20 protein-coding genes are annotated in these 18,029 nt (G+C 42.6%); 18 read left to right on the forward strand and 2 right to left on the reverse strand.

Annotated features, from left to right (window positions below; translation table 11 throughout):
• Positions 1–58 precede the first annotated feature (58 nt).
• Genes FDW92_RS06610 through FDW92_RS06625 form a run of 4 tightly spaced genes read left to right on the forward strand, consistent with a single transcriptional unit; the run spans position 59 to position 5,379 of the window.
• Positions 59–589 (forward strand): LuxR C-terminal-related transcriptional regulator, encoded by a 531-nt coding sequence (locus FDW92_RS06610; protein ID WP_042307025.1) that lies wholly within the window; start codon positions 59–61, stop codon positions 587–589.
• Between the two features lie 47 nt (positions 590–636).
• Entirely contained in the window at positions 637–1,026 is a 390-nt protein-coding gene (gene crcB, locus FDW92_RS06615) for a fluoride efflux transporter CrcB (RefSeq protein ID WP_072014719.1), read from the forward strand.
• A 33-nt stretch (positions 1,027–1,059) separates the two neighbouring features.
• Positions 1,060–2,217 carry an efflux RND transporter periplasmic adaptor subunit gene (locus tag FDW92_RS06620; RefSeq protein WP_318782912.1) on the forward strand — a complete coding sequence of 386 codons (1,158 nt, stop codon included), beginning with the start codon at positions 1,060–1,062 and terminating at the stop codon, positions 2,215–2,217.
• Between the two features lie 24 nt (positions 2,218–2,241).
• Entirely contained in the window at positions 2,242–5,379 is a 3,138-nt protein-coding gene (locus tag FDW92_RS06625; RefSeq protein ID WP_042307024.1) for an efflux RND transporter permease subunit, read from the forward strand.
• 201 nt (positions 5,380–5,580) lie between these two features.
• On the opposite strand, the gene FDW92_RS06630 is transcribed toward FDW92_RS06625, so the two are convergent.
• On the reverse strand, positions 5,581–6,150 hold the full coding sequence (locus FDW92_RS06630) for an HdeD family acid-resistance protein (protein ID WP_042307022.1): 570 nt from the start codon (positions 6,148–6,150) through the stop codon (positions 5,581–5,583).
• A gap of 265 nt (positions 6,151–6,415) precedes the next feature.
• Here FDW92_RS06630 and hdeA point away from each other — a divergent pair, with 265 nt between their 5' ends.
• The 12 genes from hdeA to FDW92_RS06690 all read left to right on the forward strand — a co-directional run bounded on the left by hdeA (position 6,416) and on the right by FDW92_RS06690 (position 15,619).
• Complete coding sequence (hdeA, locus tag FDW92_RS06635) at positions 6,416–6,730, forward strand: acid-activated periplasmic chaperone HdeA (RefSeq protein WP_042307020.1); 315 nt, start codon at positions 6,416–6,418, stop codon at positions 6,728–6,730.
• A 109-nt stretch (positions 6,731–6,839) separates the two neighbouring features.
• The gene (hdeB, locus tag FDW92_RS06640; protein ID WP_042307018.1) at positions 6,840–7,130 is read left to right on the forward strand and encodes an acid-activated periplasmic chaperone HdeB; all 291 of its coding nucleotides are present in this window, start codon (positions 6,840–6,842) and stop codon (positions 7,128–7,130) included.
• Positions 7,131–7,226: 96 nt separating this feature from the next.
• Positions 7,227–8,486 (forward strand): ammonium transporter, encoded by a 1,260-nt coding sequence (locus tag FDW92_RS06645; RefSeq protein WP_137400588.1) that lies wholly within the window; start codon positions 7,227–7,229, stop codon positions 8,484–8,486.
• Between the two features lie 3 nt (positions 8,487–8,489).
• On the forward strand, positions 8,490–8,792 hold the full coding sequence (locus tag FDW92_RS06650) for an urease subunit gamma (RefSeq protein WP_042307014.1): 303 nt from the start codon (positions 8,490–8,492) through the stop codon (positions 8,790–8,792).
• Positions 8,793–8,810: 18 nt separating this feature from the next.
• Positions 8,811–9,239, forward strand: coding sequence for an urease subunit beta (locus FDW92_RS06655; RefSeq protein ID WP_042307012.1), 429 nt, complete (start codon positions 8,811–8,813; stop codon positions 9,237–9,239).
• 9 nt (positions 9,240–9,248) lie between these two features.
• A complete protein-coding gene (locus FDW92_RS06660; RefSeq protein WP_042307010.1) occupies positions 9,249–10,967 on the forward strand; it encodes an urease subunit alpha in 1,719 nt (572 codons plus the stop codon).
• A 13-nt stretch (positions 10,968–10,980) separates the two neighbouring features.
• A complete protein-coding gene (ureE, locus tag FDW92_RS06665; RefSeq protein ID WP_042307008.1) occupies positions 10,981–11,544 on the forward strand; it encodes an urease accessory protein UreE in 564 nt (187 codons plus the stop codon).
• 19 nt (positions 11,545–11,563) lie between these two features.
• Positions 11,564–12,265, forward strand: a complete 702-nt coding sequence (locus FDW92_RS06670) for an urease accessory protein UreF (protein WP_042307211.1) — start codon at positions 11,564–11,566, stop codon at positions 12,263–12,265.
• A 12-nt stretch (positions 12,266–12,277) separates the two neighbouring features.
• Positions 12,278–12,937 carry an urease accessory protein UreG gene (gene ureG / locus FDW92_RS06675; RefSeq protein ID WP_042307006.1) on the forward strand — a complete coding sequence of 220 codons (660 nt, stop codon included), beginning with the start codon at positions 12,278–12,280 and terminating at the stop codon, positions 12,935–12,937.
• Positions 12,912–13,862 carry an urease accessory protein UreD gene (locus FDW92_RS06680; RefSeq protein WP_052511166.1) on the forward strand — a complete coding sequence of 317 codons (951 nt, stop codon included), beginning with the start codon at positions 12,912–12,914 and terminating at the stop codon, positions 13,860–13,862. The genes ureG and FDW92_RS06680 overlap by 26 nt, the downstream gene beginning before the upstream one ends.
• A gap of 31 nt (positions 13,863–13,893) precedes the next feature.
• Positions 13,894–14,883, forward strand: coding sequence for an urea transporter (yut, locus tag FDW92_RS06685; RefSeq protein WP_042307004.1), 990 nt, complete (start codon positions 13,894–13,896; stop codon positions 14,881–14,883).
• Between the two features lie 85 nt (positions 14,884–14,968).
• Positions 14,969–15,619 carry an MgtC/SapB family protein gene (locus FDW92_RS06690; protein ID WP_042307003.1) on the forward strand — a complete coding sequence of 217 codons (651 nt, stop codon included), beginning with the start codon at positions 14,969–14,971 and terminating at the stop codon, positions 15,617–15,619.
• A gap of 197 nt (positions 15,620–15,816) precedes the next feature.
• Here the strand turns inward: FDW92_RS06690 and FDW92_RS06695 are convergent, their stop codons facing one another.
• Positions 15,817–16,344 (reverse strand): helix-turn-helix transcriptional regulator, encoded by a 528-nt coding sequence (locus FDW92_RS06695; RefSeq protein WP_042307000.1) that lies wholly within the window; start codon positions 16,342–16,344, stop codon positions 15,817–15,819.
• A 112-nt stretch (positions 16,345–16,456) separates the two neighbouring features.
• Here FDW92_RS06695 and FDW92_RS06700 point away from each other — a divergent pair, with 112 nt between their 5' ends.
• On the forward strand, positions 16,457–17,347 hold the full coding sequence (locus FDW92_RS06700; protein ID WP_072014718.1) for an AraC family transcriptional regulator: 891 nt from the start codon (positions 16,457–16,459) through the stop codon (positions 17,345–17,347).
• A gap of 111 nt (positions 17,348–17,458) precedes the next feature.
• The gene (locus FDW92_RS06705) at positions 17,459–17,998 is read left to right on the forward strand and encodes a DUF2058 domain-containing protein (protein WP_042306998.1); all 540 of its coding nucleotides are present in this window, start codon (positions 17,459–17,461) and stop codon (positions 17,996–17,998) included.
• The last annotated feature ends 31 nt before the right edge of the window (positions 17,999–18,029 follow it).

Genomic DNA, 18,029 nt, shown 5'->3' on the forward strand with positions numbered 1-18,029 from the left:
GTAAAACCCTATTTTTACAAACATTATAACTAGATATATGCACCAAAGGAGCATTGTTATGATTTTCATCATCACAAAGGATTTTTTCCTTTTCCAGGGTATTATTCACCTACAGGAAAAGGAAAAAATCATCAAGATCAATCAACTTTCAGATATTAATTTTAATGACATCGGTCACACTGTAAGAGTAGTTATTGATACTTATCACAATAATATTATAGATGAAGTTACGGTCAGACTGCTTAATCACATTGCTGTGCAAAGAATCATCATCCTTGCCCCTTTTCAAATTAGTAAATTGAAAAGCGCATCGCCTTTACTGTTTGTAAATAGAAAAGAGCCACTTGTGAACTTGCTCTCACTCATCATAGATGAAAAAATTTCATATCAGAAACCGAATGTGGCACTTTCGCATAATCAGCTGAAACTTGTTAATTCGATCATCAATCAGCAAAACATGAATGACATCACCCAATCACTTAACATCTCTGAGCAGACGCTGCGTATTCAAAAATTCAACATTATGCTTAAGCTAAAGCTTAGGCGAATAAGCGATCTTGTCACTCTAAAAATATCACCTTACTTTTAGCATGCAAATGAGTAATATTTTTACTCTAATTAGGAAATTGAGAATATATGCTAACATCATTAGTTGCCATTATGATTGGTGGCGGTATAGGAAGTGCTTTACGTTGGGGTATCTCTCAGCGATTAAATGCTTTTTTTCCTTTATTGCCGCCAGGTACTCTCATCTCAAACATAATTGCTGGGTTCATTATTGGCTTTGCTACGGTATTTTTTACACGACTTACATCATTCTCACCGGCAGTTAAACTGATGATCACAACTGGGTTATGTGGTGGTCTGTCGACCTTTTCAACCTTTTCAGAGGAGGTTTTTTCACATTTGCAAAACGAAGATTATATCTGGGCCAGTACAGAAATTGTCGTTCATGTACTGTTTTCCTTGCTCGCCGTTTATATCGGCTTCTTAGTTGCGTCGTTTATTGCCTATTGGTGTCAATAAACCGCAAACTCTCGTGAAATTTATGTGAGCGATATGATGCAGATAAAACGAAAATTCGCGGTAATTGGCCTGCTTAATCTTCTCTTCATCGGCGGATGTGACGACAGTAAAAATACGCTTCCACAACCCGCAGTACCGGATGTGGGTGTTATTACTCTGCAGGCTGAATCAATAAATATCACCAGCAAATTACCAGGGCGCATTGTTCCTTTCGAAATTGCCGAGATACGCCCTCAAGTTGGTGGAATCATACTCAGTCGTCAGTTTAAAGAAGGCAGTAAGGTCAATGCAGGAGAGCAGTTGTTTCAGATTGATTCTGCCCCCTTGCTGGCAGAACTGGATCGAGCGAAGGGTAATCTGGCGAAGGCTCAATCCGCTGCGGATAACAGCCGTTTAACGTTAGATCGTTATAGAACATTACTAAAATCAAATTATGTCAGCCAACAGGACTATGACACGGCTCAAGCTAACGCAAAGGAAGCGCAGGCAAACCTCGTAGTGGCAAAAGCGGCAGTACAAAGTGCCAGAATCAACCTGAACTATGCCAGCGTCACTTCACCACTGAGCGGGTTAAGCGGAAAACCCGCAGTCACCATCGGCGCGTTAGTCACCGCCAACCAGGCACAAGCACTGGTCACGATTCAACGACTTGATCCGGTTTATGTCGATGTTACCCAGTCCGCTAATGATTTTCTTAAGCTAAAAACTGACATGGAACAAGGCGTAATTGAACAAAGCCAAGGGCAGGTGACGGCCTTACTGGAGTTTGATAACGGTAAGCGGTATGCCCACACGGGTAAGTTGCAATTCTCTGACCTCACAGTAGATGAAACAACGGGATCAGTTACGCTCAGAGCTATATTCCCAAATCCTGATAATACTCTTTTACCCGGCATGTATGTTACTGCTGTACTTAATGAAGGCATCCAGCACCATGTATTGTTGGTTCCGCAAGAAGCGGTCACCCGCAACGCCAGCGGCAAAGCGACAACGCTCATTCTCGATGCCGAGAACATCGTCCAGTTGCGTGAAATCACGGCCGCAAAAGCGATAGGAGATAAATGGCTGGTGACGTCAGGATTACGCCCTGGCGACAGAGTAATTGTCTCTGGTCTCCAGCATATTCGTCCAGGCATTAAAGCTCACGCCCTTCCCTCCCCTCTTGAATCAAATCCCCCTTTACCTCAGTAAGGCCGGGTAACAGGAGTCTTCCCTATGGCGAATTTTTTTATTGAGCGCCCAGTCTTCGCCTGGGTTCTTGCTATTATCATGATGTTAAGCGGCATTATTGCCATCACTCAATTGCCCATCGCCCAATACCCCAGCATTGCTCCACCTGCGATAACCATCACCGCGACTTACCCAGGCGCGGATGCACAGACCGTGCAAAACTCGGTGACGCAGATTATTGAACAGAATATGAATGGCCTGGATGGATTAATGTATATGTCCTCTACCAGCGATGCCTCCGGTAATGCGGTCATGACCCTCACGTTCGAATCGGGAACCAATCCAGATATCGCTCAGGTCCAGGTACAAAATAAGCTCCAGTTGGCGATGCCGTCACTTCCACAGCAAGTACAACAACAAGGTATCAGTGTTGATAAAGCAAGTAGCAACATTTTACTTGTTGCCGCATTTATTTCAGATGATGGTTCGCTTAACCAATACGATATTGCCGATTATGTCGCGTCAAATATCAAAGATCCTCTCAGTAGAATCGCAGGAGTGGGTAGCATTCAGTTATTTGGTTCACAGCATGCCATGCGTATTTGGCTCGATCCAGTAAAACTGAATCAATACCAGCTTGTCCCTCAGGACATCATTCAAAAAGTCAAAGTACAAAATAACCAAATATCCGGAGGGCAATTAGGTGGTGCGCCTCAGGCGAAGAATCAGCAACTGAATGCCTCCATTATCGTTCAGACCCGACTGCAAAATGCTGAGGAGTTTGGAAATATTCTTCTGAAAGTTCAACAGGATGGATCACGAGTCACCCTGAACGACGTTGCCCATATTGAGCTGGGCGCTGAAAGTTACGGCACGGTTGCGAAGTATAATGGGAACCCCGCAGCAGGAATTGCGATTAAATTAGCGACTGGCGCGAATGCCCTTGATACCGCCAAATTAGTAAAAGAGGAAATATCCCGACTTTCACCCTGGTTTCCCTCTGGGCTCAAAACAGTTTATCCCTATGACACAACCCCTTTTATTCAGATATCGATACAAGAAGTAGTTAAAACGCTGGTTGAAGCCATTGTTTTAGTTTTCATCGTTATGTATCTATTCTTACAAAATTTTCGGGCAACACTTATTCCAACAATTGCAGTCCCTGTTGTGATATTAGGCACATTTGCAGTGCTCGCTGTAGCCGGCTTTACCATCAATACTCTGACCATGTTTGGCCTTGTTCTGGCTATTGGCCTGCTTGTTGATGATGCTATTGTGGTTGTCGAAAATGTTGAACGTGTGATGGCCGAAGAACACCTTTCGCCAAAAGAAGCCACACATAAATCGATGTTGCAAATTCAGGGGGCACTGGTGGGAATTGTTCTTGTCCTCTCGGCTGTATTCATACCAATGGCGTTACTGGGTGGTTCCACCGGAGAAATATACCGGCATTTCTCAGTGACTATTGTTGCCGCCATGGCGCTTTCCTTATTAACCGCATTGTCATTAACACCCGCACTGTGCGCCACATTGATCAAGCCGGTTCATCCAGATTCCCCCCACTCTCCACCACGTTTTTTCGCGTTGTTTAACCAGTATTTTGAGCGTTTTACTCAACATTACAGCGACAGTACACGCAAAATAGTGCGAGTAACGTCTCGATATATCTTTCTGTATTTGCTGATTATTATTACCATGATAGTGCTTTTTCTGCGCATTCCGACCTCGTTTTTACCTGAGGAAGATCAGGGCGTTTTGCTAACCATGGCCCAGTTGCCGCCTGGCGCGACGCTGGTAAAAACCAATCAGGTACTTGCAGATATAAACCGCTACTACCTGGAACAGGAAAAAAAGAATGTGGAATCTGTCTTTACGGTTAGCGGTTTTGGATTCAGTGGACAAGGTCAGAACAACGGTCTGGCTTTTGTCAGCCTGAAGCCCTGGTCTGAGCGCACAGCCAGTACTGACGGTATTAATGCAATTATTCAACGTGCGGCTAAAGCACTAAGTACAATCAATCAGGCTATCGTCTATCCTTTCAATCTACCCGCCGTACCCGAACTAGGAACGGCCTCAGGGTTTGATCTGGAACTTATTGATAAAGCCAGTCTGGGTCATCAAAAACTCACTCAGGCAAGAAATCAGCTCCTCGGAATGGCAAAACAGCATCCCGAACAGGTAGTCGGCGTTCGCCCCAATGGACTGGAGGATACCCCCATGTTCAGGGTACAGGTCAATGCAGCAAAAGCAGAATCGATGGGAGTCTCTCTTAGCGATATTAATCAAACGATCTCAACCGCTTTTGGTAGCAGCTACGTCAACGACTTTCTGGATAACGGACGCGTCAAAAAGGTCTTTGTGCAGGCCGCCATCCCCTACCGCATGTTGCCGGAAAATATTAATAGTTGGTATGTTCGTAACGCATCAGGTGATATGGTTCCGTTTAGCGCTTTTGCCTATACAGAATGGACCTATGGATCACCGCGTCTTGAACGCTATAACGGTTCTCCTTCGATGGAGATTCTTGGCGAAGCCGCGCCAGGTAAAAGTACCGGTGATGCCATGGCATTTATGGTCTCGCTCATCGAAAAGCTACCTGCTGGTATTGGATATGACTGGACAGGAATGTCTTATCAGGAGCGCTTATCCACCGACCAGGCCCCTATGCTGTACTTTATTTCAATCATTGTTGTTTTTCTGTGTCTGGCTGCACTCTATGAAAGCTGGTCAATTCCATTTGCCGTAATGCTGGTTGTTCCACTTGGTATTGTTGGAGCCTTGCTAGCGACCTGGCTACGCGGATTAACCAATGATGTTTATTTTCAGGTAGGTCTTTTGACCACGATTGGGTTATCCGCCAAAAATGCAATTTTGATTGTGGAATTTGCCGTTGAGATTATGCAAAAACAGGGGAAAAGCGATATCGAAGCAACATTGGATGCAGCACGTATGCGCCTAAGGCCGATCCTGATGACCTCTCTGGCATTCATTCTTGGCGTGCTTCCATTGGTTATCAGCCATGGTGCGGGCTCGGGTGCGCAAAATGCGGTAGGAACAGGAGTTATGGGCGGGATGATAGCAGCAACCATCCTGGCGATATTTTTTGTTCCCGTATTCTTTATTGTTATACATCGTTTATTCGCTAAAATAGCCACAACCACAGGAGCCAGGAATAATGATTAGGATATATTTATAAAATGTAATTACGATAGTTTTTGAAATATATCACGAGATTATTTATGATTATATAGGCATCAGCACATACTGCCCCCTGAGAACACATTTAGCTATGCTTCCATTTTTACTGCCCGCAAGGGCAGTTTTTTTATATCTTAATGACCCCGTTACCGGGGCCTGGTGATAACATTATCTGAGGCTGTAATGCTATGGCTTACGAAACTGATTGGCAATAAATACACAGCTAATCCCACTCAACATTAGTTCAATACCCGTTACCATTGACACCATATAAATCGATGCCTGCGGTGCAGCAGTAATAAAACACCATGCAATAAAAAGATCCAAAATACCGATCACCCCTTGCAACCATACTTTTTTATCTTTACGCCACTTAAAAAATGTGGTCAGTCGAATAACGCCTCCCAGACAAAACAGACATGCTAAAAAGGTTGCAATAGCAAAAATTCCCAACTCGGGTGCCGTAATGAAAAAATAGCCCATCAAAAAATATGCAATACTGATGACTACCCCAGAAACAACGGGCCAAAAGTTATGCACTCTGTTCTTAAACATACCTATCGCCAATGCCACACCGCTACACATCAAAATTACGCCGACAATAATACTCAGTACACCTCCGGATACATACGGAAAAAGAATAAAAAGTATACCACCTAAGAACATCAGGCATGCCAGAAACTTAAGAAATCTCCGCTGTTTAACCAGCACGTCATCGTCAAGCTTAGATAAAATATCTCGTGTCACATTTAACATTTGCTTCTCCTGTTAGCCAGATTTCTACTGACAACATTAATTTATGCTAAATATCATTAATAAATAACACATCGTTAATAATATAGTCTGATAACTTCATCCTAAACAAAGCGCAACCCTTTAAAATAAAAAGAAAATACTGGGCATATAAAAAAATCGGTTTTATTCAAAATATGACATTTATGCGGTTCCAGGATATATATTAATAGTCGCAATGAGACTTTCCACCCGTCGATATTAATTGATACAACAAGAGGTACCTTAGATGAATAAAACATTAAGCATTGTCATTGGCTCTCTACTCATTATCCCTGCGCTAAGTCAGGCGGCTGATAGTCACAAACCAGTCAGCCAGTGGACATGTGAAGATTTTCTTGCCACAGACGCCACCTTCCAACCCACCGTAGTTGGCTTTGCTGAGGCCCTGAATAAGAAAGACAAACCGGAAGATGCGGTACTGGATGTTAAAGGCGTTGAAACTGTTACTCCTGCGCTAGTTCAGGCATGTATGCAGGATAAAAAAGCCAATTTTAAGAAAAAAGCCGACAGTGAGTGGGACAAAATCAAAAAGGATCTGTAGTAAAGCCAACACCAATAACTTTATTTATTGATATCCCTGAAGCGAGGGCTGTCCCCAGCAGTTCCCGCTTCAGTAAATAAATCTGATTCAATACACCGCGAGGTTATATATGAAACGCGTACTCATCACATTAACTCCTCTATTATCATTATTAATGTTAAGTATCCCATTGGCGCATTCGGCAGAAAACAGTCCTGACAAAATGACCTGTCAGGAGTTTATCAATCTGAATCCCAAAGCAATGCTTCCTGTCGCATGGTGGATGCTTAATGAAGAAACGGTTTATAAAGGAGGAGACTCTGTCTCTTTGAATGAAACAGATCTTACCAGCATTCCACAAGTTATTGAATATTGCAAACATAACCCGCAATTAAAATTGTATTCATTCAAAGATAGATAATTATCTGTCAAAACAACAAGTAGTGATTAGCCCTTCGTACTCAGAATAGCTAAAGCACATCATCTTTCTAAACCTTAAGCAAGGGGCACAGGGTATATGGGAATATTACCTGTACAGTTTCAGATACTGGATCCAGCTAATACAGCATTTATGCTGTTGTGCACTAGTCTGGTCATGTTAATGACACCGGGGCTTGCTTTTTTTTACGGTGGTTTAGTCCAGCGTAAAGGCATACTCACCATTATGTTCCAAAGTTTTGTATCGATGAGCTGGGTAGCAATACTGTGGTTTTCTGTCGGTTATTCTTTAGCCTTCGGCCCTAGTCTTAATGGTATTATCGGCGATCCACTTCACTATGCTTTTTTACATAATATCAATGCCAACACGCTGTTTACCGGTAATAATGCAGGGATCCCCCTTCTGGTCCATTTTGTTTACCAAATGATGTTCGCTATTATCACCCCAGCCCTGATTACTGGCGCTTTTGTTGGTAGAGTAAAATTCAAGGCATATCTGATATTTATTACTCTATGGACATTATTCGTTTACTGTCCGTTTGTGCATATGGTCTGGAGCCCACAAGGCGTAATGGCTAAATGGGGTGTGGTTGATTTTGCCGGTGGTATTGTCGTCCATGCAACAGCCGGATTCGCGGCACTGGCTTCCGCTTTATACGTTGGGCGACGAGTGATTCAACCCGATGGTAGCCATAACATTCCTTATATCGCTCTGGGTGCAGGATTGCTCTGGTTTGGCTGGTATGGTTTTAACGCTGGATCAGAATTGCAGGTTAACACTATTACCGTTTCCGCTTTTGTCACCACCGATATTGCTGCTGCTTTTGCGGGAGCAACATGGCTATTAATTGAGAAAATGCACACCAGCAAACCTAAGTTCGTAGGTTTCCTGACCGGGGCCGTCGCAGGTCTAGCCACCATAACACCTGCAGCAGGATATGTTTCAATTGAATCTGCCGCATTTATTGGCATTATTGCTGGTTTTATCTGCTATTACTGCGCACTGCTCGTTAAAAAATATGTCGACGATGCACTGGACGTTTTTGGCGTACATGGTATGGGTGGCATTACTGGTTCTATTTTACTCGGTGTTTTTGCTTCTCAGGCCTGGAACAGCAAAGGGCCATCAGGATTGCTGGAAGGTGGTGGAATATTACAGGTGGCGAAACAACTCGCCGCAGTACTGATTACCAGCATATGGTCTTTTATCTTTACTCTGCTCATTTTATGGATAATTAACAAAGTTACCCCGGTGCGGATTTCAATCAATGACGCGCGCCAATCTCCTGATTATTCAGCATTTGGCGAAGATGCATATGCCCCTTCAGGTAAGGAGTAATTAATGAAACTTAGCCCCAGAGAAATAGAGAAAATAATGATTTATTCACTTGCCAGTGTGGCTCAAAGCAGAAAAGAAAAAGGAATAAAACTAAATTATCCAGAAGCCGTTGCTATTATTGCGTCAACAGCCATGGAGAGTGCCAGAGAAGGAAATGATCTGGAAACCGTTATGAATAAATCAAGAGATATTCTGAGTAAAGATGATGTCATGGAAGGTGTCGCAGCTCTTATCCCACAAATACAGGTTGAAGCTATTTTTACCGATGGCAGCAGACTGATAACTGTGCACGATCCTATTCGTTAATGGCAGGAGAAACGAACTATGCCTGAAGATAAAAACGCAATACCTGTACCCTATGGTGGCTACGTTTTAAACGATACTCCTGTTTCATTTAATACAGAGAAACCTGTAACAAAAGTACGTGTCAAGAATACGGGAGATCGCCCTGTTCAGGTAGGCTCACATTTTCATTTTTTTGAGGTTAACAAAGAACTAGAGTTTGATCGTGAAAGTGCACTGGGTAAACGTTTAAATATTACGGCCACGACCGCAATACGTTTTGAACCGGGTGATGAAATAGAGGTAGAACTCATCCCCTATAGTGGTAATAACGATATTTTTGGCTTTAATAATCTTGTCGATATGACCGGTCAACAGCTCGCTGACGTCATAAATGATCCAATAAAACTGAAATCACTTATTGATAATGCCCGGCAAGCCGGCTTCAAAATGCCAAACAATCCCAGCTAAGGAGCTCTTATGCCAACTATATCCAGAAAGGAATATTCCAGTCTGTTTGGTCCTACGACCGGTGATAAAATTCGTTTAGGCGAAACTGATTTATATATTGAAATCGAACAAGATTTACGTGGTTATGGTGACGAATCAGTCTATGGCGGAGGAAAATCTCTACGTGATGGAATGGGCGCGAATAATCAGTATTCACGTGACCTGGGTGTCCTCGATCTGGTTATTACAAATGTCACGATAGTTGATGCAAAACTTGGTGTAGTTAAAGCGGATGTAGGCATCAAGGATGGGCTGATCTCGGGTATTGGTAAAAGTGGTAATCCCGCAATTATGTCTGGTGTAACGCCGGGGATGACGGTTGGACTTAGCACGGATGCTATTTCAGGCGAGCATTTAATTCTGACTGCGGCAGGCATCGACTCCCACATTCATCTCATCTCACCTCAGCAAGCTTATGCGGCATTATCTAACGGCGTTACCACCTTCTTCGGTGGAGGTATAGGACCCACTGATGGTACGAATGGAACCACAGTGACTGCCGGTCCTAAGAATATGCGCGCTATGTTACGCGCATGGGAAGGAATTCCGGTCAATATTGGTCTCCTGGGCAAAGGCAATGCATACAATAAAGCGCCTCTCGAAGAGCAAATCATTGCCGGTGCTGTTGGGCTAAAAGTACATGAAGACTGGGGCGCTACACCAAATGCGCTTCGACATGCGCTTCGCACCGCCGATGCTATGGATATTCAGGTCTCTGTACACACTGACAGTCTCAACGAAGCAGGATATGTCGAGAATACGATTGCCGCCTTTGAAGGAAGGACAATTCACACTTTTCATACAGAAGGCGCTGGCGGTGGTCATGCCCCGGATATTATTAAGGTCGCCAGCCAACCAAATGTTCTGCCAAGTTCCACCAATCCAACGCTACCTTTTGGGATCAACAGCCAGGCAGAACTGTTCGATATGATTATGGTGTGCCACAACCTCAATCCTAACGTGGCTGCCGATGTTTCATTTGCAGAAAGCCGTGTTCGTCCTGAGACCATTGCAGCAGAAAATATCCTGCATGATATGGGTGTAATATCGATGTTCTCCAGCGATTCCCAAGCTATGGGACGCGTGGGCGAGAACTGGCTTCGCCTGGTTCAAACCGCGCATGCCATGAAAGTAGCTCGCGGAAAATTACCGGAAGATAGTCCAAATAATGACAATTTCCGCGTTCTCCGATACGTCGCAAAAATTACGATTAACCCGGCCATTACGCAAGGCGTCAGCCATATTATCGGTTCTGTTGAAGTGGGTAAAATGGCTGATCTGGTACTCTGGGAACCACAATTTTTTGGGGCCAAACCAAAACTCATTATTAAAGGGGGAATGATTAACTGGTCTTTAATGGGTGACCCTAACGCTTCGCTGCCTACTCCTCAGCCAGTATTTTATCGCCCTATGTTTGGTGCAATGGGAAAAACCCTACAGGATACCTGCCTTACCTTCGTATCACAGGCAGCCTTTGATGATGACGTTAAAGAAAAAGCGGGCCTTGAAAGACAGGTTGTCGCAGTCCAAAACTGTCGAAGTATCAGTAAACACGACCTTATAAGAAATAATGCGACCCCAAAAATTGACGTCAACCCAGAGACATTCGCCGTCAAAGTTGATGGTGTGCATGCAACCTGCCAACCCATTCAAACTGCGGTAATGAATCAAAAATATTTCTTTGGTTAATAGGAAAATAGCTATGTACTTAATTGAAAAAACTCTCGGGAATATCAATTCTCGTGGCGAGCTTGACCTCTCTGCTGAGGGTATTAAACATGATGTGCTGGTACTCGAGCAATGGGAAGCACAAAAAAGTCGTTGCCGTAAAAAAAGTCAATTCGGCTACGATATCGGTTTATCTCTGGACCGTCATCTCCGTCTTAATGATGGCGACATTCTTTTATATGACAAAAATAACCGTTATTTACTTACTGTAAAAATACAGCTCCGACGCGTGATGATTGTTGACCTTGGATTATTTGGCGTAGAGAAAATTACCGACCTTCTCACCCGTGCTTTTGAATTAGGTCATGCTCTAGGGAATCAGCACTGGAAGGCCGTCATAAAAGGATACTGCGTTTTTATTCCCATTGTAGTGGCCGACAAGATGTTGGCTTCAGTAATGAAATCTCATGGTTACACCGAGGGTCAGTATTACTTCACTGAAGGTGAAAAAGTCATTCCACTCTTAACCCCATCTGAATCCAGACTTCTGTTTGGCGGTACTGAAGAAGCGCATACACATGTACACATTGATCACTAACGTAATAGGGTTGCCGAACATGCCAGATAGTTCACATAGATTACTGAACATTGCACGAATACTGCAGTTTGGAGATTCAGTCCTTCCTGTCGGGGCATTTACTTTTTCCTGCGGGGTTGAGTCTGCTATTTCATGCGGAATTGTCTATGACCACAAGACCCTCAAACAATATGTCTGTACAGCACTATTGCAATCTGCAAAATGTGATGCAGTCGCGCAAATACAAAGCATGCGTGCCTGCCACAATAACAAGTTAAGTGAGCTTATCTCTATTGATAATGATGTGATCAGTAGAAAACTATCGCCAGAATCCCGGTTGATGACCCAAAGAATGGGTAAAAAACTAACTGAGCTTGCAGCGGCTATTTACCATGATCGGGTATTTAACTGGTGGCTTGAGCAAATTCGTCAGGGCCGAGTTAATGGCACTTATCCTGTCTCTCATGCCTTGTTGATGCATCATTTAAAGCTTAATGAAGAAGTTATGCTGGTCATGCATTTTTATGGTGTAGCGATGACTATTCTGAGTGCGGCGCAAAGATTGATGAGGATTACGCATCTGGATAGCCAAAAAATCATGGCTGAAGCCACGCTACTTTTTCCTGATTATGCTGAAATGGCGCTTAACACCCGTCCGGAAGAAATGTCTTCATTTTCTCCGGTAGTCGATATTCTGGCGGCTATCCACGTCGATGCCCATGTACGTCTATTTATGAATTAACTGAGGTTTGTAATGAAGAAAATTACCCGGATAGGTATTGGCGGTCCCGTAGGTTCAGGAAAAACGGCTATTATTGAAGTTATTACTCCTGTTCTTATTCATCGGGGATATAAACCCTTGATCGTAACCAATGACGTTGTTACAACAGAAGATGCAAAGCAGGTCAAAAGAACATTAAAAGGAATATTAGAAGAAGAAAAAATCATTGGCGTTGAAACAGGAGCATGCCCACATACAGCTGTACGTGAAGATCCCAGTATGAATATTGCTGCCGTTGAAGAAATGGAAGACAAATTTCCAAATAGCGATTTAATAATGATAGAAAGCGGTGGTGATAATCTCACCCTCACTTTCAGCCCCGCATTGGCCGACTTTTATATTTATGTCATTGACGTGGCTGAAGGGGAAAAAATCCCACGTAAAAATGGTCCAGGCCTGGTACAGGCGGATATTTTGGTCATCAATAAAATTGATTTAGCACCATATGTCGGTGCCAGTCTAGAGGTAATGGAATCGGATACCCGTCATGTCAGAAATAGTCGCCCTTATGTTTTAACTAACTGTAAAACGGGTGAAGGTATTGAGCAGCTTGTCGACATGATTGAGCGTGATTTTTTATTTGGCCACACGATTAAAGGAAAGCTGGATGACTCACCCACAGAATTTGAATAATCTGGTGGAAAAGGCCCGGATGTGTTGGGAGAAGCAGATCCCTGTAGAATATCGTCAGCAGCCCGAGCAAATGCCCAGCGGAGCGATCGGGAAGGATGGTTTTTTATATCTCAGCTTTACCCGTTCCGGGAGAAAAAGCATTCTTCATCGTATGGAAAAACGAACACCGTTGTTTGCACAAAAGGCCTTGTATCATGACGAAGCGCTGCCCGTTCTTCCCTGCGTGACCGTGATCTCAACTTCAGGCTGTGTGCTACAAGGGGATCGCATGGTGTTATCTATTAATGTGGGTGAAAATGCTTTCGCCAGCGTCAGTACCCAATCAGCCACCAAAGTGCATTCCATGGATAAAAATTATGGGGCTCAGCTTCAAATTATCCAGCTGAACGAAAATGCTTATCTGGAATATCTACCCGACCCTTTAATTCTGCACCGCAACGCAAGATTTATTAATGATACCGTGATTGATTATAAAAGAAGCGCAACCCTTATTTATTCAGAAATCATTATACCTGGCCGTCGTTATCACCATGAAAATGAGCTGAACGGTTTTGACTATTATTCATCAACTGTAACTGCAAAAGATGAGTCCGGACACGTTGTTTTTAAGGAGCAAATTGCGCTAAAACCCAGAGAGCATCCAATGACAGATATCGGAGTTATGGGAGATTTTCAGGTTCTCGGCACCATTTTTATATTAACTCCAATAGAAAACATATCATCCATTCTGACAGCTTTCCCTCCCTATTATGGCAAGGATTGTTGCTATGGTATGTCAACACTACCAGCAGAATCTGGTCTGGTATTTAAGATACTCGCTAATGACAGTGCCATTGTAAAAGAACATCTTCGCAAGGTTTGGGCTATGGTAAGAAAAATCGTTCTGAATGCAGAATTACCGCCACCGTTTATCTGGAAAAAATGATATCCTTTACAATCTCTACTGGTAAATAATGATGACAACACACCCCATCTCGTTATTCTGGAAGAACAATGCGGATAAGCATTATTCACTCAAAATTATTGATATATCATTACGTGGTTGTGCTCAGGTAATGTTCCAAAATAATCCCATCACAGGATTACTTTTTTTTATTGCTATATTTATTGCTGCTTATAACAACAACAACCCTTTAGCGGCATGGGGGTGTATAATCGGAACTGTCCTGGCTTCGATAACAGGGGCAATAGCCCATGATGTTAAAAGTTGGCGGGATGGTCTCTATAGTTATAATGGCTGTCTGGTCGGCATCGCTATTCCTGTATTTATAACTGCGACGCCAATAATGTGGCTATGCCTGGTCGTTGGTAGTGTTGTATCAGTTATTGCTACGGTATGCATTGCCGATATACTAAAAACATGGAAAGTCGCTGCGCTAACGGCCCCATTCGTGCTGACAACCTGGGTAATTCTACTTGCCAGCTATGCTTTTCATAATATCTATGGCTCAGGCCTTCCTGCCCCTGAATTGTCACAACATTACATAGCAGCGTCTCAAAACCATTACTCAATTAGCTTTTTTATAGACGGTACACTACATGGGATCTCGCAAGTTTTTTTATTCCCAGGGATCTTTGCTAGTTTGTTCTTCATTGCTGGTCTGGCGGTAGAATCTGTCGTATGTGCCTGTTACGCCATCATTGGTTCTTTTATTGCGACACTCCTTGCTTGTTATCTGGGAGCCAATCCTCACGACATTGCGGCAGGATTGTATGCCTTTAGCGCCGTTCTCACGTCAGTAGCACTGGGCACAGTCTTCAATCACCCTGGCTGGCAAGTCTTTATTTACACTGTTTCAGGAATTATCTTTACGGTTTTTATTCAGGCAGCAATGAATGTGCTTTTAATGCCTTTTGGCCTGCCGACCTTAACCATGCCGTTTGTTATTTCATCATGGTTATTTCTGGTTCCAAATAAAGAATTAATGCCAGAACATCGTCATTAATTAAATAATACGGTTAAGGTAACCATATTTTAATTATTTCTGCATGTATGACTTCCGTTATAACTGTAGTACAGAGAGAATCATTATGACTGAAGAGTTTCTTTTACGACTCATATTAGCCAGTTTCTTAGGTGGTATAATTGGTCTGGAACGTCAAATACGTGCCAAAGAAGCAGGAGTACGGACTCATATACTGATTGGTATCGGCAGTGCCATGTTCATGATTGTTTCTAAATACGGTTTCTATGATGTTATTGGGCATGAACATATTGGATTAGACCCCAGCAGAATCGCAGCCCAGGTTGTCACAGGTGTTGGTTTTCTGGGCGCGGGAAATATTTTGGTACAAAAACAAACCATTAGAGGTTTAACGACAGCCGCGGATGTGTGGGTCACTGCAGCAATAGGTCTGGTCATCGGCAGCGGAATGTACGAAGTCGGCATCGTGGGTACGATTATGGCACTCATCGTGCTGGAGTTCTTCCGTCAACTTACCTACCGCTTTTTAAATCATCACTTGCAACTACGGATACGTATTGCAGACGGTGCAGCACAATCTGTTCTGGCCTGGATTACTGACCAGGGTTATCGCATACAAGTGCGTTCACTGGCTAAAGATACGGTTGAATGTTATGTGCTTACGGCAAATTTAGAGTGCACAAAAGAAATCGATGTGTTTCAGGTGATTTCTTTGCTGAATAAAAACCCTGCTATTAAAGAGGTCTCTGTGGAGTAATGTTATAAATATAAATATTATGCTACATACAATAATAACTTGCTTTATTATTGTATGTAGTGTTTATTTTTAAGAATAGGATTAAACTATTATTTTAAAAGATACAGGCGTGGAAACCTGTGCTATACAATACTTGCCAATTCTGCACTTTAACAATTTAATCCTAATCTCGAAACACGACATCCTGTATCTGGTTACTACAGATAACAGGATATTTGATGTCGTACTAAATCACTCATTTTCCTGAGTTTCAGCAACAACATTATATTATACTTATGACAATAGTAGGTCTTTAATGAGATATGCATTTCCTGAGCAATTGAGTAACATGATTTTTGCTGCAAAATGTAGGTAAGAATTTGATGCTGGCGACGAGAAAAGGATAGTTCTGGAGAAATATCACAATTTTCATCGCAATTCAGCAAAGTAATAAAAGCATGCAGCGAAACGTTTCGATTGATAAAAACAACAGGGGTATCTCCGAAGCATCTTTTGATTTTGAATGGCGAAAGTATGAAAACCTTAGCTGGTTGAATCCTCTCCAGTTGATAATCTATACTGGTATAGAAAATGTTGTTGTTAAACGTATCAATTATCACTTTTACTTTACGCTCTTCTATATTGCAAAAGTCTTCAGCATGCTGAATATGGACAATAACGTCTGTTTTGATAAGGTGATAAATAGCCTGTAGCAACATAATATCTTTAGTAAATACCAGAAACACTACCCTCTCCTGCAATGCATAATTTTATTAACAAATCTTATAGTTACTTTGCGAAACTATCTATACAACATCGTTTCAAAATCATTCCATTACTGACAATATTGGGGAATATATGAATACTTCAGGCTGGCTACTTAAAAGAGGTGAAGCAAAAACATCCGTCTTCCATCTCGGCAGATATTGTAGTGAATGGAAAGCATCAACATACTCCTACGGAGAACCGAGCTTTCATATCGTTCTGGGTGGAGAATGTTGGCTGGATTTGTTAAACCAACAACCGCGCATTATGCTGGAACAAGGAGATATTCTCTTTTTTTTTAATAACTTCCCATTTTTTCTCACCTCCTCACCAGATACAAATATTGATGACTTACCCCGCAGACAAATGGTTAAAATTGAAGATTCCTTTTCTAACTCCACCGATCTGCTGTGTGGTTTCATCCAACCTAACTCTATCGCCAGCCAATTGCTGTTTGCCTTACTACCGGATATATACCTTATTAAGAAAAAAGATGACGTCAGTAACAAAATACACTCTCTATTTGAGTTATTAATGACAGAAGTTAATGCTTCTGCCGATGAAAATAATTGCATTATTGCTCACTTAACTGACGCTATTTTGTACTATGTGGTTAGTGAATCTACCTCCTTATATGACATTGATATAAATATACTGAATACCGCTAATGATGAACCGTTAGCAAAATTAATTATTGCTATAATAGACAATCCTGAGCATTCATGGACACTGGACGATATGGCTCGCTTCACTTACATGTCTCGCTCAACATTCATTCGCCGCATATTAAAAACGACAAGCTATACACCGAATCTGGTATTAAGCAAGCTAAGAATTTATGTGTCATTAAACATGCTCAGAAGGGGAATTAAAATAGAGGATATTTACAGCCGCGTCGGGTATGAGTCATTGTCTGGATTCTATCAGGCATTCAAACGCGTTATGGGAACTGCACCCGGGGACTATCTATCTTCCTTCAAATAAAACGACCAGCGGGATGAATGTTAGGGGCTTGAGAAAAGCTCCGCATTCTGGCTTCCCACCGAACGTTAAGGTTATAATCCCTACAACGATTTTATTGGATTAGAAGCGACGATGACAAAACTTACCCTACAAGAACAGATGCTTAAGGCAGGTCTGGTCAGCAGTAAAAAAATGGCAAAAGTGCAGAGAACGGCGAAAAAATCGCGCGTTCAGGCTCGTGAAGCCAGAGAGGCGGTGGAAGAGAATAAAAAAGCACAGGTCGAACGTGATAAGCTGCTCAGCGAGCAGCAAAAGCAGGCTGCGCTGTCTAAAGAGTATAAAGCACAGATCAAGCAACTTATTGAAATGAACAAAATCACCATTACTCGTGGCGATATTGGTTACAACTTCACTGATAATAATCTGATCAAAAAAGTCTATGTTGATAAAGTGACCCAATCACAGTTGATCAAGGGCCGCCTGGCCATTGCGCGTCTGACGGCTGAAAGCAGTAGCGATAGCGAATATGCTATCATTCCGGCTGTCGTCGCCGATAAAATTGCCCAGCGCGATGCAAGCTATATCGTATTAAATTGCGAGCTGAGCCAGGAAGCGAAGGACGAAGACGATCCGTATGCTGATTTTGTCATCCCTGATGATTTAATGTGGTAAGAAAACAAGCAGATAATTCAGACTTCCGTCG

This window comes from Citrobacter sp. wls706 (assembly GCF_005281305.1).
GTDB classification, from domain to species: Bacteria; Pseudomonadota; Gammaproteobacteria; order Enterobacterales; family Enterobacteriaceae; genus Citrobacter; species Citrobacter werkmanii.